The sequence below is a fragment of the Alkalihalobacillus sp. MEB130 genome (assembly GCF_032335535.1).
In the GTDB taxonomy this organism is placed as follows: Bacteria; Bacillota; Bacilli; order Bacillales; family Bacillaceae_D; genus Halalkalibacter.
Genome location: NZ_JAOANA010000007.1, coordinates 88,664 through 107,959 on the forward strand (window position 1 = coordinate 88,664; position 19,296 = coordinate 107,959).

The 19,296-nt window shown below is 39.0% G+C and carries 19 protein-coding genes; 3 read left to right on the forward strand and 16 right to left on the reverse strand.

What is annotated here, in order from left to right:
* Positions 1-497: 497 nt before the first annotated feature.
* From N0O92_RS09030 to N0O92_RS09040, 3 genes are read right to left on the reverse strand one after another with little or no spacing between them, the layout of a single operon-like run.
* Positions 498-2,051 carry a S41 family peptidase gene (locus N0O92_RS09030; protein WP_315614348.1) on the reverse strand — a complete coding sequence of 518 codons (1,554 nt, stop codon included), beginning with the start codon at positions 2,049-2,051 and terminating at the stop codon, positions 498-500.
* A gap of 2 nt (positions 2,052-2,053) precedes the next feature.
* On the reverse strand, positions 2,054-2,764 hold the full coding sequence (locus tag N0O92_RS09035) for a DUF3169 family protein (RefSeq protein WP_315614349.1): 711 nt from the start codon (positions 2,762-2,764) through the stop codon (positions 2,054-2,056).
* Positions 2,754-2,969 carry a helix-turn-helix transcriptional regulator gene (locus tag N0O92_RS09040; RefSeq protein ID WP_315614350.1) on the reverse strand — a complete coding sequence of 72 codons (216 nt, stop codon included), beginning with the start codon at positions 2,967-2,969 and terminating at the stop codon, positions 2,754-2,756. The genes N0O92_RS09035 and N0O92_RS09040 overlap by 11 nt, the downstream gene beginning before the upstream one ends.
* Before the next feature lie 181 nt (positions 2,970-3,150).
* On the opposite strand from N0O92_RS09040, the gene N0O92_RS09045 reads away from it, so the two are divergent.
* Entirely contained in the window at positions 3,151-4,155 is a 1,005-nt protein-coding gene (locus N0O92_RS09045; RefSeq protein ID WP_315614351.1) for a DUF3231 family protein, read from the forward strand.
* Between the two features lie 40 nt (positions 4,156-4,195).
* Here N0O92_RS09045 and N0O92_RS09050 read toward each other — a convergent pair whose 3' ends face one another.
* Genes N0O92_RS09050 through N0O92_RS09065 form a run of 5 tightly spaced genes read right to left on the reverse strand, consistent with a single transcriptional unit; the run spans position 4,196 to position 6,708 of the window.
* Entirely contained in the window at positions 4,196-4,420 is a 225-nt protein-coding gene (locus N0O92_RS09050) for a hypothetical protein (RefSeq protein WP_315614352.1), read from the reverse strand.
* A gap of 28 nt (positions 4,421-4,448) precedes the next feature.
* Complete coding sequence (locus tag N0O92_RS09055; protein WP_315614353.1) at positions 4,449-4,886, reverse strand: SRPBCC family protein; 438 nt, start codon at positions 4,884-4,886, stop codon at positions 4,449-4,451.
* Positions 4,887-4,921: 35 nt separating this feature from the next.
* Positions 4,922-5,383, reverse strand: a complete 462-nt coding sequence (locus N0O92_RS09060) for a hypothetical protein (protein ID WP_315614354.1) — start codon at positions 5,381-5,383, stop codon at positions 4,922-4,924.
* 32 nt (positions 5,384-5,415) lie between these two features.
* Positions 5,416-5,700, reverse strand: coding sequence for a TIGR04104 family putative zinc finger protein (locus N0O92_RS23800; protein ID WP_396334487.1), 285 nt, complete (start codon positions 5,698-5,700; stop codon positions 5,416-5,418).
* A 12-nt stretch (positions 5,701-5,712) separates the two neighbouring features.
* Entirely contained in the window at positions 5,713-6,708 is a 996-nt protein-coding gene (locus N0O92_RS09065) for an anti-sigma factor (protein ID WP_315614355.1), read from the reverse strand.
* Between the two features lie 733 nt (positions 6,709-7,441).
* Here N0O92_RS09065 and N0O92_RS09070 point away from each other — a divergent pair.
* Positions 7,442-8,458 carry an alpha/beta hydrolase fold domain-containing protein gene (locus N0O92_RS09070; protein WP_315614356.1) on the forward strand — a complete coding sequence of 339 codons (1,017 nt, stop codon included), beginning with the start codon at positions 7,442-7,444 and terminating at the stop codon, positions 8,456-8,458.
* Between the two features lie 398 nt (positions 8,459-8,856).
* Here the strand turns inward: N0O92_RS09070 and N0O92_RS09075 are convergent, their stop codons facing one another.
* Together N0O92_RS09075 and N0O92_RS09080 are read right to left on the reverse strand one after the other, a co-directional pair.
* Positions 8,857-9,408 carry a hypothetical protein gene (locus N0O92_RS09075; protein ID WP_315614357.1) on the reverse strand — a complete coding sequence of 184 codons (552 nt, stop codon included), beginning with the start codon at positions 9,406-9,408 and terminating at the stop codon, positions 8,857-8,859.
* Between the two features lie 58 nt (positions 9,409-9,466).
* Positions 9,467-10,318 carry an SDR family oxidoreductase gene (locus N0O92_RS09080; protein ID WP_315614358.1) on the reverse strand — a complete coding sequence of 284 codons (852 nt, stop codon included), beginning with the start codon at positions 10,316-10,318 and terminating at the stop codon, positions 9,467-9,469.
* 150 nt (positions 10,319-10,468) lie between these two features.
* Here N0O92_RS09080 and N0O92_RS09085 point away from each other — a divergent pair, with 150 nt between their 5' ends.
* Complete coding sequence (locus N0O92_RS09085; RefSeq protein ID WP_315614359.1) at positions 10,469-11,092, forward strand: cell wall hydrolase; 624 nt, start codon at positions 10,469-10,471, stop codon at positions 11,090-11,092.
* 444 nt (positions 11,093-11,536) lie between these two features.
* Here N0O92_RS09085 and N0O92_RS09090 read toward each other — a convergent pair whose 3' ends face one another.
* The 6 genes from N0O92_RS09090 to N0O92_RS09115 all read right to left on the reverse strand — a co-directional run bounded on the left by N0O92_RS09090 (position 11,537) and on the right by N0O92_RS09115 (position 19,193).
* A complete protein-coding gene (locus N0O92_RS09090) occupies positions 11,537-12,160 on the reverse strand; it encodes a hypothetical protein (RefSeq protein WP_315614360.1) in 624 nt (207 codons plus the stop codon).
* 12 nt (positions 12,161-12,172) lie between these two features.
* Positions 12,173-13,357 (reverse strand): Alp7A family actin-like protein, encoded by a 1,185-nt coding sequence (locus tag N0O92_RS09095; RefSeq protein WP_315614361.1) that lies wholly within the window; start codon positions 13,355-13,357, stop codon positions 12,173-12,175.
* Between the two features lie 491 nt (positions 13,358-13,848).
* On the reverse strand, positions 13,849-15,288 hold the full coding sequence (locus tag N0O92_RS09100) for an 8-oxoguanine deaminase (RefSeq protein ID WP_315614362.1): 1,440 nt from the start codon (positions 15,286-15,288) through the stop codon (positions 13,849-13,851).
* Between the two features lie 298 nt (positions 15,289-15,586).
* Positions 15,587-17,419, reverse strand: coding sequence for a bifunctional diguanylate cyclase/phosphohydrolase (locus N0O92_RS09105; RefSeq protein ID WP_315614363.1), 1,833 nt, complete (start codon positions 17,417-17,419; stop codon positions 15,587-15,589).
* 152 nt (positions 17,420-17,571) lie between these two features.
* Positions 17,572-18,156 carry a DUF5317 domain-containing protein gene (locus tag N0O92_RS09110; RefSeq protein WP_315614364.1) on the reverse strand — a complete coding sequence of 195 codons (585 nt, stop codon included), beginning with the start codon at positions 18,154-18,156 and terminating at the stop codon, positions 17,572-17,574.
* A gap of 371 nt (positions 18,157-18,527) precedes the next feature.
* Positions 18,528-19,193, reverse strand: coding sequence for a peptidylprolyl isomerase (locus tag N0O92_RS09115; protein WP_315614365.1), 666 nt, complete (start codon positions 19,191-19,193; stop codon positions 18,528-18,530).
* Positions 19,194-19,296: the final 103 nt, after the last annotated feature.

Here is a 19,296-nt window from a genome sequence, read left to right on the forward strand (position 1 = left end):
CTGAAAAATGGCTATTTGTAAACTTAAACGGAGGCGTAAATGAAATAAGAATAGTAAAAAGTTACATCAAAAAACGCTCAGATTTCTGAGCGTTTTTACTTGCCATATATATATTATCAATTGGCTGTTAATATATATGCTGATTAGCATACTATTTACATTGTTATTTGCACTTTTCTCCTCATCAACCGAACCTGTTAGGGGGGCGCCCATTGCTTTTTTCACTTCGGTTACCGTTAGCAAGACCGTTTAACGCTCCCGGTTCTGGTTTTTCTTTATTGCGACAACGTTACTTGCTCAGTCTAGCGCTCCCGAATGAGGTTTCTCTCTTTTCGACGACGTCACTCGGCCCGACTAACGCTCCCATTTCCTGTTTTCCTCTCATCGACGACGCCACTCGACCCGACTAACGCTCTCATTTTCGGTTTTCCTCTCACCGACGACGTTACTCGACCCTTCTAACGCTCCCATCCCCAGCTTCCCTCTCACCGACGACATCACTTTGCATAAATTAGACCTGACGTCCCCGCTGTATGTTCCTCTATAAACGCAAGCACCCGACTTTCTACTCCTGGTGCCGTCACCCACAAGTCAGGTTGAATGCCAACCGTTTCTTTTTGCAATAAATCAGGATGGTAGTTAAAAAAGGTTGGAGTGAACAACTCTATTTGTGTATTCGGAAGGCGCCACATTAAGGAATTGCCGCTTATGATCGAGCCGCTCGTATTCACTCCTATTATCGTTGTACGATTAGCTAATTTTAACTTAGATACTAAGTGTTCAGCGGCAGAAGCTGTATCGTTATCTACTAAAATAAAAATATGTGTCTCGTTGTCTTGAACGGTTTGCATCGTAGTGGAGTCGATCTCCCACTGCGGGTCCGTAATCTCACCAAAGGCTTCCACTCTGTACAAGTGCGTGAAGTCATCCTCGAAGGTTTGCGATGAAAGACCAGCTTGCGATTGGTACAACTCGATCGTATCTTCTACAAACGTACTCGTTGTGTTAGAAAACAAATGAATGGATTGCGAACTCCAACTAATCGACTGGTCAAAAAAAGCTTCGAGCCATTTATCTACTAAAATCATACTCCCGCCTTGATTTCCTCTTACATCAAGGACAAAGTAAGGCTGTTCTTTTAGTTCGTTTGCCGTATTGATGATGTCATAGTAATCGTACGGGGCTTGTTCATAAGCAAACATGCTACGTATTTGCAGCCAAGGAACCCCTTCCTTTTCTGTTAATGCAAACGGATCACCAATTTGATGTCTCGGTAACTTGTTTGGCATAAGATCTAGAGTGATTGTTTCTGTTGTTTCATCTTCAAATGTGAACTCCCACTCTCTATCTTCACTCGTTACGTCCTCTGAAAACAAACCTAGAATGAACACGAGGTTTCCATCGTCATGCAAAGAGGGTTTTAGATAAGAGTCGATATTGTGATCGCCATTTATCTCCTTCAATCTAACCTGTTCATCACCTACAACGGAGTACTCCCCGTTTTCCAATTGACGGAAACGAACTTGTTCTGAAAAATAAAAACGGTGCTCTGACTCAACTATAGGCTCATGATTAATAAGAAAATGATCATCAACAATAAAGTGATAGTGTTCTTTCAACATAGCTATCATTTGATGTGCATGGATAGTTGTTTCATCCGGCAGCTCTTCAATTGTTTGGATCATCTCATCTCTCGCTGTTTCAAACGCTTCGTCTCCACCCATATATTCATAGAGCGCGTACATATATTTCAACGTAAGATGCAAAACTTCTACATCCTCGATCATGTTTTCTTTTGTCAAACTTGGAGTTGTCGTATTGGTTATTCTTAATGTTTGTAAAAGGTCTTCCGGTAGCTCTTCTTCTCGGTTTGTTGAAAAATCATAGAGATAATTTGGCACCTCGTCAAACAAATGGTCTGAATAAAATCGGTTTTTTTCTGCAACAGCAGTTAAAGATTTCACTGCTTCTTCATCTAATTTTTTCGTTTCTACCTGAGAGCAACCAACTAACATTATCAACAGGATGCCTTTCCCTACAAACCTTACCATCTTCAAACCCTAACCCTTTTACTTTCTCGAATCGTAATATACTGAAAAATGAACCACAGTGTCATAATGCCAAGCACCAAGTGCGGCGAAAGTTCAAAAATGAGCGTGACAAACACCGCTATTCCAAAAGCCGCAAGAAAGAGAATTTTCATTTTCTCTACAATGGAAAAGCAATATTTATATACTTGAAACTTCTGTGCTTCGTCCAACCGACTCACGTAACTCGTGATCGATTCATTCTTTTTATAGAAGTATTTCAAATCTGGAAGATACGTATTGTTTTCTTTATAACCCGTTTTTATAAATTGACCTGAGAGCCAGAGTAGGACCCACGCTCCAGCAAGATAAAGTAAGAATCCGAATCCATCTGAGTCAATCATATTAATTAATACTAGGGCAAAAATAAGAATACTTGCTAACTGCATAAACGAACTGTATCCAATTAAGTTCGTTACTTTCCTCATTACATAATCTTCTTTCTCATCTTCATCCCAAATCTCATTTGCTGTTTTTAATTGCTTGCGAGTGAAGAAAAACAACAACATAAAAAGAAAATACATCATGATGGATCCATATAATACCCCTTGCATCAATCGTTGACTATCGAGGACTAAATTTTGATCACTTAAGAACAATGCAAGAAAAGCTGTAAAAAAGCCACCAACCGCAGCTCCTATTGTAATGATGATCATTTTCCCCCTACTATTCTTCATCCTTATCCTCTCCTTCAAGTTGAAAAATCTCTTCCACAGCGACATCAAATAATCTTGCCAACGCTAGCGCAATCGTGACGGATGGCGCATAGTCCCCACGTTCAATTAAACTAATCGTTTGACGGGAAACCTTAATTTTTTTGGCTAAGGTTGTTTGGTTATACCCATCTCGAGCACGCAGTTCTTTCAATCGGTTTTTTAACAATTTCTGCCACCTACCTTACTAACAATATATAGGATCCTAGTCATTTTGACAACAATAATTGTCAAAATGACTAGGATCTTTTTCAATTGTTTTTCTCATCTCATCATGACATGTTTGTATTCATAAATGAACAGAATTTGGAGATGATAAAATAAGTCAAACATAGAAAAGGGTGTGTCACATGAACCACAATGAAATGAAATTAACTTCGTCTGAGATTGGCACCCTTTGGAGCGGGTACTTGGCCGATTCTATGGCAAACTGCGTCCTTCAATATTTTTTACATAACGTTGAAGATACGGAGATCAAGCCTATCATCGAGTATGCACTTGGCTTAACGGAGGAACATCTCAATTATAAAAATGAGCTTTTTGAGAAAGAGAACTTCCCTGTTCCACACGGTTTTACGGATCATGATGTAAATGTACATGCACCTAAGTTATTTTCAGATTCTTTCATGTTGTTTTATGTAAGACAGATGGGGATACAAGGATTAGCAACGTATTCGTTAGCACTGGGGACTGCCGCTCGCTTAGACATACGTGAGTTTTTTAACCATAATGTAAAAACCTCTGCAGAGCTCTTAAACAATTCGACAACCCTTTTGCAGGAGAAAGGAATTTTTACTAGACCTCCTACTATTGAATATCCAGAAACGGTGGAATATGTTCAAAAAGAAGGCTGGTTAAATGGGTTGCTAGGGGACCGTAGACCGGTAAATTCAGTGGAAATCACCCATTTATATGTAAATATCATTTCAAATACCATTGGTGAGACTTTGATGACTGGATTCTCCCAAGTAGCCAAAACAAAGGAAATCATAAGCTACCTTACGAGAGCAAGAGATATTTCTAAAAAGCATGTGGAGGTATTTAGCTCTTTGTTACGCGACGATCACTTACCTGCTCCACAATCAACCGTTGCAGAAGTAACAGGCTCAACGGAAGCACCTTTTTCAGAAAAGCTCATGCTTTTTCACACATTAGGTTTAAGTGAAATGGGACTTAGTAATTATGGGATGTCGGTTGCAACAAGCAATAGACGAGATATCACAACAGCCTACCTACGACTCATAGCCGAAGTAGGAACGTTTGCGGATGATGGCGCAGAATTAATGATCAAAAACGAATGGCTAGAAAAAATGCCCGGAGCACTTGAGCGCGATGCTTTAGGTAAGGACAAGTAACTTGTACATAAGCCCTCGACTAACTCAAAGAAAGAAGCGGTCATCTTTCCTTGAAGTGACCGCTTCTTTCTAATTCAGCATCTATTTTTCTATTTCTTTTAAAACCCGATATCGTCAATCCAATTAGAAACAAAGATAATAACGTAAAGGTCACACCGAACCCTATTTCTTGATTACTAAAATTTCTATAAGCATATAGTGCCATGGAAATTGAACTTGCGAGCAGCGCAATCAGGATGAACGGATGAGTTTTGACTTTCTCCAACGTTATCTCTCCTTTACGAATGATCTTCTTATTGCTGTTCCGCTAAATCTTTAATCACCTTCTTAGAAGTTTCGGCGAATTCTACGGAAGCGTCATAATACATCTTCCCGTCCTTTATTAAAGAAAAATCACCAATCTCTATTTTTAGTAACGTATCGTTCCCTCTTTCTTCTAACTGATACACGTACGCAACATCTCCTTCAGCCGGTTGGATCTCCCAATTTGTCACGTTTAAAGCGATCTTTAACTCTTTTTGTTCCTCAGCTTTCACAATGGTTGTAATAGACTGTCCACCGTTAGGAAGATCCCAGACTACCTTGCTTCCTAAAGTCATATCCTCTTCTGGGTAATCATCAGGCAGCTCATCCCATTGTCTGACATGTTTTGGTTTCGTTAGCACTTCCCATACTTTAGCTGTAGTTGCTTTTATGAGAATTTCGTCTTTTACGGTTAATTGTTTGGTCATGTAGATCGACCCCTTTCTTCTGATAGCTTGAGCATTTATTTTAAAGAAAACACGCCACGCTTTGCCATAACATGCCTCAACACAACATAACTAGCGGCCCCACCTACGATGATAAAAGGAATATACACGATTTGCCTCATATTTCCAACTGGAGCATGAAAAATAGCCGCTATCACTGTGTTTACGGAAAACAAAACAATTAGGAATCCAAGATGAAGCAAGATTCCTATAAGAACTAGTTTGTTCCTTTTTGTGATCGTTAAGCAAATATTTAGGATAATGAGGATTAAAAAGGCCGTTTCTAAAATAAGCGCATATTGAGACAAGGTGCTTAGTCTCGAAAATTCGGCTTCTGTTATTGTAGAGCCACTTACCATAGGTTGACTCATGCTTGATTTATATATTTCGATTGATACATAGCCTATATTGAAGAGTGTCAGTAGCAAGATAGCTACTAGGAATACACCGCTTTGTTTGAAGGCGAATTTCTTATCCAATCCAGTTCACTCCTTCTTCTTTCACCGTATCACTACCTAGCTTTATACTTCAAAAAGTACGGTGTTACTACCGAGCCGATTATCAAAATGATTACACCAATAGAAAAAGTGTAAAAGAAGGTAGTAAACGGAGAAAGAAACATCGTAAAAAGATAGAATGGCACTAAAGTGAGAAATACAAAAGTAAATCGGCCCCAAATCGTTATTTTATGTTCCAAGTCACATTGTCTACAATGAATCGGCCTATACCCCCATAACGAAGATGAAAAGATATGCCTCCACGTAAATGGCGTTTCGCATTTTTCACATTGTTGCATGGAAATCCCACCTTAATTGTAAATCGTCCCACTAGCTGGACGGCTATACCAATTCCAAAAATCTACCTCACCTAGTGTTGCATAGATAATGAAATCATTTTCTTGTAGTGCAAGTAACTCTTTAGTCGGCCCTGTCACTACGACTCCATACGTTTTCACTCCATTTTCTTCAACAAAGTGATAGCGTTCTTCCAAAGTCTTATCTTCCTCCATATACCATACATATCGATTTGCCAGTTTTTCATTTTCAGCAAGCAAATGCAACCCTCTTTTGAATGCGTCTGCTCTCTTTTGACCTTCTCCTCTAGTCTCAATTGAGCCGTTCCCTCCTGAGAGGTCAAAGATGGAGCGTTCATGAAATCCTAATATCCCTGAATTCGCGCTTAAGTACGGGGAACGGTGCGGATCTCCATCTCCTTCTACCCCTGTATCAATCGCATACCATACGATATCAAACTCGTACCCTTCTAATAAATCATACACATCATCTAAGTCGTACAGTTGGTCAAATGTAATCGCCACTTCAGAAACCGTTCCCTCAGGAAGAATTTTCAGTGTTTCAAATGTCTCATCTAACGTCTCTTTGTAAAAGCTCTGTTCCCTTTCTGGTTGAGTTTCCACAGAGTGAGGATGAAGAAAATAGAGTTTTACATCATATTGCCCATCTGCCCACTCTCTATTGACCGTAAGCTGGTGAAAAAACATCTTTCCATGCAACCGCCCCAGTCCTTTGTTTTCTCGTCCTAGTTGCTTTCCTATATGAAAATCCATATTCATCGTAAAAAATACATTGGTATTGATCCCGCCACCACCTAGATAAACATTCGGCATCGTCATTTGGGTTGCCGTTCTAAGCACTTGAGAGGCTTTTTCTCCTATGCCGCCTTCAGTCGATCCAAACCCATAATAAAAAGCAGTTAGAAGAGCGGAGACAATACTTCCTACGATTACTATAAGAAAGATCATCCACACATTCTTTGCTCGGTTTTTCCACTTTGTCTTATCCAAGATTTCAACTCCTTGCTAGGTCATTGTGAATGATTACGTAACTTGCGTGCCAACTTATTTTAACATTAATTCCCTTTTTTCTAGTAAAAAAAGAAAATAAGTCTCCATTTTATTACAAGAACTCACTTTTATAAATGGAAGAGCGCTCACCTTCTTAACATACTGACACTTGTACGCTCATGAATCTAATAACCTATGCATAAAGTAGCGATCTCATTATAGATGAACGAAATTCATCATACATCCACATTCATTTCCACGCCCCCCCAACAAACCTAGTACTATCAGACGATTATCAATTTAATTCCTTCATTATCTTGTTTTATGAGTTAAATATAGTGTAAACGCAGTAATCCTAAAGGCATAATAAAGTTGTATTTTTTCATTTCTGTAATTAATTTTATAGTAAAAAACTATCATTCCATTTACTTGTTTCACTTGTAAGAAAATCCCTATTTGTTTCAGAATTTTTTAAATATAATATAAACGTATGTTATTTGAGGAAGGAGTGAAGAAACCAACCATTATTTGTAAGCGTTATCAATATTATTACATCACGATTCTTCACAGACTGTCGCTCACGAACCCTAAAAAGGAGATGGTGTATTTGAAGAATTTTTTTGTTGTTCAATTGGAGTAGCATTGCAGATGTAGCAATCATAAAAACATTATATTAAAAAAAGAATTTAGCGAGGTTTACAACATTATTTTTTAATGAGGAAAGGATGAAAACATGATTACGAAAAAATTAGCTAAATCTATGGGGTTAATTGCCTTGTCATTCGCTTTACTACTTTCTTTGCTTCCGACCTTATCTGCAGAGGCTTCGCCTGTACGCGGCTATGAGGAGATTAGAAACATCGCCTACACTGATCCTGTTCCTTCTAATACAAGAGGAAATCTATTAGATTTATACCTACCTGAAAAACCAGGTAAAAGTAAGATGCCTCTAATCATTTGGTCATCAGGTTCGGCTTGGACTGCTGATACTGGTAAGCAAGGCGTTCCAGTCGACTTAATTAATTACTTCACTAACAAAGGGTATGCCGTTGCTGGTGTAAGTGTACGTTCTAGTTCACAGGTGCAGTTCCCTGGTCAACTTCACGATATTCGATCAGCGATTCGTTGGCTTCGTGATAACGCAGATGAGTACAACATCGACCCTAACCGCTTTGCTATTTCAGGTAACTCGTCAGGCGGTTGGGTTGCGGCAATCGCGGCAACAACTAGCAACATTTGGGAATTCGAAGGCGAAACAGGTGTAGAAACATCTAGTGCCGTTCAAGCATCAGTTCCATTCTTCCCTCCGACTGACTTTCTATTGATGGATAAACAACAGGAAGAGCAAGGAACGTTTTTTATGTTCTCTCATGACGCACCAAATTCACCGGAATCTATGCTAATCGGACACCCGATCCAAACGGTTCCAGAGTTGACAGCAAAGGCAAACCCACTAACGTATATTGACGGCAACATGCCAGCTATGCACGTATTCCACGGTGGGGTAGATCCACTTCTTCCATACGGACAAAGTGAGATTCTTTACGAAGCAATGGCTGCCGCTGGTAACGAAGTGCAATATACATTCGTTCCAAATGCAGGACATACCGTTGGTCAAATCGTTGGCGCTAGCGACTATACAGCGTACAGAACGAACCCAGGTGGACAGGAGCAAATCTTAGATGATTATTCACCTACATGGGAAAACATTGAGAAGTTTATTAACAAATCTCTCAATAAAGCAAGATAAGATTTTTAAAAAATCAACAACCTTAGCTTATTTCTGTAATAGGCTAAGGTTGTTTTATTCATTTTTTCTATGCAGATATTTTTTCACGATGCTCAAATTATGTATAATAGACTTGTAAGAATAAAAAATGGAAAGGGAGATTGATAACTGCATATAAAAGACTCCCCATTTTCACAACTACCCTCGTATGATTTTCACCAACTACGAAAAGGAATCACGTGCGGTAACTGCTCGTTGTTTTCCATGATTAATAAGGGTAGGGTCTGTATTTGTGAGACATGCCGATATGAAGAAAAAGTCTCCACTGCCGTTATGCGAAATATCGATTAAATTAAGCTGCTTTTCCCTGATCAAAAAGTCACTACAAACATCATTCATGACTGGTGTACAAGGTTCAATCAGAACTTTAACTCTTGACCATTTACATCAAAAAATTCTTTATGGATCTCATATGATTCATTATCCACTTCAGGGAACTCAATCAGTGTTACAGAAGGCTCTCCAGGCTGGAATTCCCGCTCTATTACTGTTTCATTAATGGTCAATTTCAAATTGGCAACCTCATTTTCCCAGTTTGTAACTATCATATATAGCAACTCCTCACTGGAGTTTTCTTGTGCTAAGGGTACAACGTAGGAATCTATTGTATATCCAGTACTTTTTTGTATCGTTATCCATTTGTAATTTCCTTCAGAATTTTTCTGGAAAATTATATAGCCAGGATCATTATTTAACAATAACCCAACTATTCTATTATCTCCCCTATCCATAATCTCCAATACTTCTACCCATTCATTTTCATAACCTTCTAAAGAAGTGATGACACGTTTAATTGATTCGATATCGTTTCCATACAAGTGCTTTTGATTATCAATTAAAGTGGTAACGATTACTAACAAGATTATTACGAACAAAATAAGATACACTTTTCTTAGTCTTGTTTTAAACAACTTCATTCGCCCCTTCCAGCTCATAGGAATACGATAGCAAACCTTTTTTTAGTTCCGTTCATAATTTCTTTTTAAAAACCTGTCCTAACACGATCTTCTCCCACATTGACCAAGGCATCAGTTGTTTAACTAGCAACATTAGCTTCAGTCCTCTCCCAATCGGATACCTCAGCCTTTTTATTGTTTCCCGCGAAGCTAAGTCCACTATTAACTTAGCCACTTCCGCAGGGTCACCGTGCTTCTTCTTTCCAACCTCCAAATTCCTTGTGATAGCTTGCATATACTCTTCATAAGCGGAATCCTTCTCCTCAGAATGCCCAGCCACTTCCATCCCCGTCGACCAAATATTCGTTTGGTAGGACCCAGGCTCTACTAAAGCAACGTCAATCCCAAATGGTTTCACTTCTAATCTCAGACTCTCAGAGTAGCCTTCTAACGCATGCTTCGATGACGCATAAGGAGATAGACCTGGAAACCCAATTCGTCCACTCACACTGCTAATATTTATGATTTTACCTGAACGTTGTTTTCTCATAACAGGAAGTACCGCTTGCGTGACAGCCATCACCCCAAATACATTCGTCTCAAATTGCCTCTTATAATCGCTTGCATCTATTTCCTCCGCAAAGCCTCCCATCGCAAAGCCCGCATTATTAATAAGCACATCGACCTGCTCCAGTGATTGAACTTTCTTAGAAAAGCGAGCAATCGAATCTGCCTCTATTACATCAAGCGGAAATGGCTCGATTCGTTCGAGAATCTCTTGATCATCTAGTATGGCATTAAAGGCGACCGCTTTTTCTACGCTCCGCATGGTCGCCAGTACGAAAAACCCTTGTTTGGCAAGCTCTACTGTAGTGAGCAAGCCAAACCCGCTAGATGCTCCTGTTATAATCGCTATTTTTCTCATAAACCCTCCGTCAACATGTTTTCTTTCATTCTACCAAAAATGAACTCTATCAATGGTACTGCATTCTCTTCCTACTATTTTATCAATTTTTATTTTTAGGTAGGATTTTTCAAACATTTGTTTAATTACATTATGTTAGGAGGGATAGACATGAAGAAAAAAATGATTTTGCTTCTTCCACTAATCTTAGCTTTCATGACGCTCTTACCAAAAGAATCTAAAGCAAGTGAGCTCTTATTGAAAAAAGAAGATCGTGGCGAAGCTGTTGTTGAGTTACAAAAGAAATTAATTGCAATGGAATATTTACATAGCAACGCAACCGGATACTACGGGGAGTTAACGGAAGCAGCCGTCCGCCAAATGCAGCACGACTTTAACTTGCTTGCTGATGGGGTGGCAGGACCGCAAACGCTTCATCAACTGAACGAGGTTGAAAAAATAGCGAGAATCGTTCACGGAGAGGCACGCGGAGAATCTTATAAAGGGCAAGTAGCCGTAGCTGCCGTTTTAAAAAACCGACTAAAGTCACCTGACTTTCCTTCATCCGTTGAAGGAGTCATCTATCAAAGAAACGCGTTCACAGCTGTCATGGATGGGCAGTACTATTTACCGCCTTCATCTACTTCGTTTAAAGCCGTTCGAGATGCTTGGAGTGGATGGGACCCATCAGAAGGAGCTACATACTATTACAATCCAGCCATTGCAACGTCTGAATGGATTTTCGTTAATACGACGCCAAAGTTTTCAATCGGGAATCATCTGTTTGCTGATTAAGATTAGCGCACTTCAAATATTAAAAGAAAAAACGCATCGGTTTGAGCTTCCCCTTTTCTTGATGATAAGAAGAAGCCCATGTGCCCATGCGTTTTTTGATTATTCATTTATCCTTTATCCCTTGAAGACTAAAGTAAATACTGAGAGATTAATGCTAGAATAGGCAGTTCCAACAAGGGACACATGTTATACGGACCGTGGATCCCTTATTTAAAGAAAAGTGATGATTTTTTTCGTTAAAAGGACTCAGGGTTCCTTATTGGGTGTCATGAGATTCAAAATGTCAGCTTTTTTGTGAAATAAGGTATCTGGTGTCCTCTTAATCTAGTAAATAGCTGTTTTTGTACAAATAGCGTACCTGGTGTCCACATAACGGCCCCAACCACTGCCACCACAACAAAAAACAATGCTCAGAGCGACAAATCATCACCCTAAGCATTGTTGTTACTTATTCATCTTCGCCAAAAATCCACCTAGCAAATCTTCAGCACTTTCTTCTTTCTCAGGCTCCGCTTCTTCTGCAGCCGCTGCATGCTCTTGCAGTGCTTTGTTCCAGTCAAAGTCCATGAGATCATCTTCAAGGTTGTCCCCTGCATCGTCATGCATCGGTTCATCCTCTATCTCTTTAACCGGTTCATCCCTGTCATCTGAAACCGGCTCAGCTTTTTCGTCCTCTTCAAACATTTCACGTTCCTGTAAATAAAGAGCCTCATCAATATCAAATGCATTGCTATTAAGTGACGCAAGAACCGATGTTGCTCGAACGGGATCTGCTAAAAGTTGATAAACGATCGCTCCAAGCAATGCCTCGGAATGCGCATGACGCAGCCAATTGCGTTGCTCTTTGCTTAACTGCTTTGGGAGAGGAATCGTGACCGTTTCTTTTTCTTTGGCCATCGAATTGCTAACTCCCTCTAACGCAAACTCAGCAATTTTACTTGAAAAGTTACGTCTTTCGGTTTCTTTTAATCTTTGAAGCTGTTTAACTAAGTGATCTGGCGTATCAGAAGGGAGACGGAATGTAATTGCCTGACCCCTCTGGATTCCAGTCGTCCCCTTTGTACTCATGAAATCACCCTATTAATTTTTGACAGCTTTTTTCTCTTTATCTTTGTCTTTTGGATCTGGGTTGTTTGCTTTTTCAAACGCTGAAATCAGCTTGTAGTATGCATTTGCCATCATCCAGATGCTTTCTTTCTCATCTTCAAAGAAGCCGATATTGTAGCCATCTAAGTTGTTATTTAATGTTTTCAAGTAGTCTTTTAATACCATTGCACCACCACCGACGAAGTAGCAAATCTCTGTTTGAGAGTTTTTCGACCATACATTGCGCAGGTGACGGTACTGCTTTTTCGCAAGCTCCATTAAGATGCGGTCGGTAATGTCATGAACGCTTGTCCGACTTCCGCGTACCATAATGTGATTGCGATCTTGTTTTTTCGTAATAATATCAACAACATCACGACGACTATCTAATTCAACGCCGTGCTTCGAGCGAATTTCTTCTCTAATTTGCTCTAACGATTCAGCGACACCAAGGTTAAATCCTTGTGCCTTATCATCATCTACATTGCGGTTTTTAATGACAGCAATATCCGTTGAAAGACCACCAATATCTTGGATCAAGATGCTCTTATCTACTAAATCTCTATTAATAATGTTTAAGTTATTATCCATAACTAAGTTAATGTAAGCAGCGAATCCTTCAGGATAAACCTTCACTTCATCAAACTTAATGTTCACTTTGATTCCTTGGTATTTAGGTGTAACAAGGAATTCTACTTGGTGAACAGAGCTTAAAAGTTGTGAGCGATAACCAACATCTTTTCCTTCTTTTACTTCACGAAGCGGCAAACCAGTACCTAATGTATAGTTCGCATCAACCACATTGTTTGTCTTTTTAAATGAGTGTGCATTCTCTTCACGAACGGCATCCAATGCTAATGAAGCAAAAAGCATAACTAACGTTTGATCTTCTTCAGACTTGCTGCTGCCAGGATCTAGTTCATTAGGGTTGTTGCTTTTCGTTGCTAAATTTCCGACACGATAAATCGCATTGTTCTCTAGAAGGGCAGGGGAGTGAACACGAATATGTATTCCGTCTAGAGGATCTTTCTCATTTAAATCTTCAATTCCAATAACTGGACGATCTTCTGTATCTCTCGCAATGACATTCGGGATGTTCAATTCAAAGTCTGCTTTACCAAATAACGCTTTAATAGAATCGTTACCTACATCAACTGCAGCAATTCTTGTTTTACTCATAATAAAATCATTTCCTTTCGTTTGAGGATTTAATAACTTTTTCCAACTTATATAAGAGTATAGCAGACTGCTAGATTCGTCAATGATGCTTAAGTTGTATTCATTTCGTATACATGTACACGTTTTTGTGTACATGTATACGAATCTGTACACATCCTGTAATTACGCTGTGTATACAACTTTGTATACATGTACACGATTTTGTACACACAATGTATACTTTTTGTGTACAAGTATACATTGTTGTATACATCGTTATAATTTCCTTTTTTTAGGTATCCCTACACCTCTCCCCTCCCCTACTCTTCACCCTGCCTTTTTTCTTCTACTCCCCTCTATTAACAAAACATTTAACTAAACGACAACAATCTACACTATTCTCGAGCACTCAGGAGCAATTATCTAGTTGTTTGACCTCTTATCCTACAGTCATTGCAAATAGACTTACTATGAATCTCATAGTAAGTCTATTTCATCAAACAGCATTCGCTCTACTTTAAATACTTCCATGCACCTGCACTATTTTCTCTTGCCCTTATTTTTCTATAGTTCACTTTCGTATGACGCGAAGCTACTTCTACCAAACGATTGGCAGCCATTTGGGCTTTTTCTGCAAGCATTCCTTCATCGGTGTTTACGAGTCTCCCCTCTTTCACCACTACCTTACCACCAACGATCGTCATATCTACTTGTGATGTTCCTGTGATAATCGGAAGTGCCGCATCATCAAATAGTGCTCCTGCAAATTCCAACCGCTTGGAGTCGATCATAAATAAATCTGCTGCCTTCCCTACTTCCAGAGAGCCTATGGCATCGTCCCACCCTAGTACTTTGGCAGAGCCTCTTGTTGCAATGTGCAAGCAATCTTCAGCACTTAACGCCGTTGAGCCATGTTGCAATTTATGTAAGAGATTCATTACTTTTAACTCTAGCAACATGCTCGATGCATCATTTGAAGCAGATCCATCAACCCCTAGCCCGACTTTTACGCCGTTTTCTAGCATCTTCATAATAGGAAACGTTCCTGATGATAGCTTCATATTGCTACTTGGGCAATGCGCCACTCCGCAACCACAGCTACCCATTTTGATGATTTCCTCATCGTTAAACCAAATGCCGTGAGCAAACCAAACATCATTCCCTACCCAGCCTGTCTCCTCCATTAATTGCAATGGACGCATTCCGTACTTTTCTAAGCAGAAATCTTCTTCATCCTTTGTTTCAGCTAGATGCGTATGCAGTCGTACATCGTAACTACGAGCTAATGCAGCGGACTCTCTCAGCAAATCTCGACTAACCGAAAACGGCGAACAAGGAGCCACCCCGACACGTGTCATTGAGAACTTACTTGCATCATGGTACGTTTCGATGACTCTCATCGTATCTTGCAATATAGTCTTTTCTGTTTGAACAACTTCATCCGGTGGCAAACCACCTTGAGAACGTCCTAAACTCATCGATCCTCTCGTCGGAAAGAAGCGAATTCCAAGCTCACTAGCCGCCCGAATTTCCTCATCTAGTAACTCCCCGCTAACTCCATTAGGAAATACATAAAAATGATCAGATGCCGTCGTGCAGCCACTTTTTAATAGCTCTCCTAACCCAACTTTTGCACTGAGGTAGACGTCTTCCGGCCTAAGATGGTGCCAAATGTCGTATAGCGTAAGGAGCCAATCAAAAAGCTCACAGTCTTGAGCCCACGGGATATTTCTTGTAAACGTTTGGTACAGATGGTGATGCGTATTAATCAAACCTGGAAATATAATTTTACCTCTTGCATCAATGACTTCATCAGCTGCTTCGTATGGCAAGTCTACCCCAATTGCTTTGATTTCTTGTCCCTCAACATACATGCTTCCACCTGGAAACTGACGGCGTTGTTCGTCCATTGTAATGATGTTTCTAGCATTTTTTATGAGTAATGTTTTCATAAAAACATAGCACTCCCCTACCCTCTCTTTAGTCCCTCCATCATACGGTTAGTATTTCAACCATGTCATTGTATAGAATGACTAGTATTAGGAATTGATTTTAGCTACTTAAACCTAATCAACCTCTACTGCGCTTCCTTATTTTTTCATTCACTTAGACTCTTCTCTTTCTACACAAGAAGGTAACATTGTGATGATTTCTACCAAGCTATTTTACTACAACTACAGCAAAAGACCGACCTGAAAAAATCAGCTCGGTTGCGATACATGTTCCTTTTATTTTGATGTACTCTTACACTTACGTAGTAACAGGCAACTCCATTTCCTTTACCATCATCTCTTCCTCTTGTATCATTTCGATAAACAGCGGAACAAAATTGGGATCAAATTGCTTGCCTGCACATTCTTCAAGTTCAATGATTGCTTCTGCGAATGACTTTGTTGCTTGATATGGTCGTTCCGTTGTCATAGCATCAAATGAATCAATAATGCACAAAATTCTAGCCAATTTCGGAATCCGCTCCCCTTTTAATCCATGAGGGTACCCTTTGCCGTCATAACGTTCATGATGAAGTTCAACAAGTGGCACCAAGTGTAGCAACTCTTTATTCGTTGAAATGATTTCTTTGCCCCATGTTACATGCTTCTTCAACATGTCCCACTCATGTGCATCTAATTTTCCTTTTTTGTTAATCACATCTCGCGGAATTTCAAGCTTCCCGATATCATGGATTAACGCACCCATTATCAATGTTTTCTTTTCATACTCATTTAGACCTAATTTCTTCGCAAACTTAACCGCATACTTGAAAACTCGTTTGCTATGCTTGTACGTATAAATATCTTTTGATAAGAAAATACGAACTTGCTGTTCCAGTAATTCTATTTCTTTTTCTTCATCAAGATTCTTTTGAACAATATCTTTTTCATCATATAAATGGATATTGTTCTTCCCTTGTGCTTTCGCATAATAAAGAGCTTGATCCGCTTGACCTAACAATTCAGACGAACTATACACTTCCCCGTCTTGATGAATAATTCCCCCCGAGAACGACAAACATCCATGAGGAAGGATTTCAACCCCTTTAAAATACGTATCGTTGATCTTTTTCCGTAACCCATCTAAAAAATGGAAGGCGTCTCTCTGAGATGTTTCCGGCATTAAAATGACAAACTCTTCTCCACCATATCGTGCAAGGGTATAATTGGCCTCACTGCATCCATCCTTTAAGAGTGAACCAAAACATTTCAGTAATTCATCCCCTTGAAGGTGACCGAAGTAATCATTGTATTTTTTAAAATCATCTATATCAATCATAGCTAAGCAAATCTGACTTACGTTTTTTGCTTTGATCATTTCTTCTAGTTGTTCTTTGAAGTAGCCGTGGTTATATAATCCTGTTAAATGGTCGACATTCGCTTTTTTCGATGCTTCCTCATACAACTGAAAGTGTTGTTTAAATGCAAAGGATAGCACTAAAATTAAACAAGAGAAAAGAAAGAGTCCATAAAACGGTTGATGTAATAGCAAAATGCCCAGCAAGAGCGATAAAATCAGGATGCTAATATAACTAGAAATCGACTCTTTTACAAGGCCTCGTATCATTGAAATTAAGCTATCAGCATCAATTAAATAAAAGAACATTCCTATACAGAAGATGTTTAAAAACATATAAATAGCTAATGTTAGTATATATTGCAAAATGAACTCTGGACTAATAACACCCACCTGTCCACCAGTTACAGTGAAAACATAATGAGCACCGACAATCATAATGGAGAACACAGCAAAATTAAAAATATGCTTCCACCAAGCAGTTCTTACTAAATAAAGAGAACCTATAATACTACTAATAAATAAAATAGTTAAAGAAAATTCCAAGCCAAACACAAAGATACAAGCTAAATAAATAGCTGAATCCATCGATAATGCGTTCCCTCTTGGAGGAAGAAGAATCGTAAAATGCCTGCACAAAACTAAAACAAGGACAAGGCTGGCAATCATGAACCATAAGTTAGCAGAATAAGTAAATGTAATGTCCCCTAATATGACAAACCAAGAGATACCAAGCAACGATGTAATGATGACATAGATATTTGCTTTTTGATTATATAATCCGTTATTATCCATACGTTTCAACTCTCTATAATATATAGTAAAAGGAGAAGTTATATCACTTCTCCCTTCAAAAAATTATACTAAATGAAAACCTGATGTTAACGCTACAACTAGAGATGAAATAATTGCAATATTAATGATTACTTTTTTCTTATTCATAAATGTCACCTCCTTAAATGAAAATTAAGAATAGGTTTGACCCTTTTATGCTGTAACATAAGGTGTTGGATAAACAAGAAAATCCCAATATTCATCAGAATATCGCCGATACTAATGACTTGGCTTTTTGGATAATAAGGACTCGTTAGCGGAATGACATCCCCAAGAAAACCTAACTTCGTAGATTCCGTTAACATAGCGTGCTTAGCATATAACCCATTCTTTAAAATTTCTGTATAATATGGGTCTAACGCAAAAGCAGCAGCCTCATAGGAAACTGGCATTCTACCACCGTTTATTGCCATAACTAAAAAATTTAAAAATACACCAATCAACAATAAAATAAATCCTTTATTTTCTCGGTTTACCCAAAGGAAAAACATCCCTACTATATAAATAAGAATAAAAAGAATTCCACTTACTTGCTCTAAAAATGCAAATCTACCTTGAAAAACAAAAACACAGATTTGAATCCCTAATAAAATCGGAAAAATCAACCCATATTTCATGTTCAGTTCTGCAAAGCCAGTTAACGTCCCTCGCCTTAAAAAACCTACGATGAGAGATAATAGAATCCCGTCAAATACCATGTTCAACACCTTGGCTATCTATAATTTTGACTAATCTTGTAAATATTCTTAAAATTTCGACATAGTTCTTTTCAACCTTATTCTATCAACATTATAGAACAACTGCAATGAATTAATAGAAAGGGGAGTAAAGACCTAGAAACGACTGATTTCATATCATACTTTCAGTCTAGTAAAAAAAGGTAGATTAGATCTAAAACAAGAGGCTGGGGCAAAAGAGTTTTGGGTAATGAGAAATCCGAACGCTACGATAGTTAATGCATGTAATCGCTCCGGAAATATACTGCGTTAAAATTTGTGTACCGATCGTATTCTCAGTTAAACACCATAGTTTTGTCCCAGCCTCTGTTTAAAAAAATTTGCTATATTCCCTATTCCGATACAACCGGATCTGGATAGTCATACCCTTTCGTATCGACCGTCACGCTCGCCATACGCTGTTCTTCTAATGGCTTGTCTCGTGAATCTCGTTCTGAATGAACGATCTCATCAACCGCTTCCATGCCTTCTAGCACTTTCCCAAATGCAGCATATTGTCCATCAAGTTGAGCGGACTGTTCCACCATAATGAAAAATTGAGATCCAGCTGAATTCGGATCATTTGTACGTGCCATCGAAATGACGCCACGCTCATGGTTTAACGGGTTTTCAAAGCCATTTGCCTCAAATTCCCCTTCAATTGAATAATCAGGGCCACCTGAGCCATCCCCGTTTGGATCTCCACCTTGAACCATGAACCCTGGGATCACGCGGTGAAACGTCAACCCATCATAAAACCCGTCTTCTACTAAAGATACAAAGTTCACGACTGTATTTGGGGCGATATCAGGATACAATTCCACAACAATCTCGTCTCCATTTTCCATCGTGATCGTCACAACTGGATTTTCCTCAACATCAAGAGTGTAGCCTGTTTCGCTTTCCTCTTCATCGACTTGTACCTCTTCTTCTTCTTGTTCCACTTCAGGGGCTGTTCCACAGCCTGTTACGAGCAATAAGCACGCAAAAAATGCAATCATCATCCATTTCCTTCTCATAGATAAACCCTCCTCTAATAACGAACTAATTATAGTAGACAGGAGTCTCTTTTTCAAACAGAAGCCAATAACCCACGAACTTGGATGAGTCCGTGGGCTTTGT

Coding starts and splice junctions, on each gene's coding strand:
- N0O92_RS09095 (WP_315614361.1), bottom strand. CDS start 13,357: ATGAGTAAAACAAGAATTGCTGCAGTTGATGTAGGTAACGATTCTATT.
- N0O92_RS09070 (WP_315614356.1), top strand. CDS start 7,442: ATGATTACGAAAAAATTAGCTAAATCTATGGGGTTAATTGCCTTGTCA.
- N0O92_RS09030 (WP_315614348.1), bottom strand. CDS start 2,051: ATGGTAAGGTTTGTAGGGAAAGGCATCCTGTTGATAATGTTAGTTGGT.
- N0O92_RS09055 (WP_315614353.1), bottom strand. CDS start 4,886: ATGACCAAACAATTAACCGTAAAAGACGAAATTCTCATAAAAGCAACT.
- N0O92_RS09110 (WP_315614364.1), bottom strand. CDS start 18,156: ATGGTATTTGACGGGATTCTATTATCTCTCATCGTAGGTTTTTTAAGG.
- N0O92_RS09035 (WP_315614349.1), bottom strand. CDS start 2,764: ATGAAGAATAGTAGGGGGAAAATGATCATCATTACAATAGGAGCTGCG.
- N0O92_RS09045 (WP_315614351.1), top strand. CDS start 3,151: ATGAACCACAATGAAATGAAATTAACTTCGTCTGAGATTGGCACCCTT.
- N0O92_RS09105 (WP_315614363.1), bottom strand. CDS start 17,419: ATGGATAATAACGGATTATATAATCAAAAAGCAAATATCTATGTCATC.
- N0O92_RS09115 (WP_315614365.1), bottom strand. CDS start 19,193: ATGAGAAGGAAATGGATGATGATTGCATTTTTTGCGTGCTTATTGCTC.
- N0O92_RS09080 (WP_315614358.1), bottom strand. CDS start 10,318: ATGAGAAAAATAGCGATTATAACAGGAGCATCTAGCGGGTTTGGCTTG.
- N0O92_RS09100 (WP_315614362.1), bottom strand. CDS start 15,288: ATGAAAACATTACTCATAAAAAATGCTAGAAACATCATTACAATGGAC.
- N0O92_RS23800 (WP_396334487.1), bottom strand. CDS start 5,700: ATGCAACAATGTGAAAAATGCGAAACGCCATTTACGTGGAGGCATATC.
- N0O92_RS09085 (WP_315614359.1), top strand. CDS start 10,469: ATGAAGAAAAAAATGATTTTGCTTCTTCCACTAATCTTAGCTTTCATG.
- N0O92_RS09090 (WP_315614360.1), bottom strand. CDS start 12,160: ATGAGTACAAAGGGGACGACTGGAATCCAGAGGGGTCAGGCAATTACA.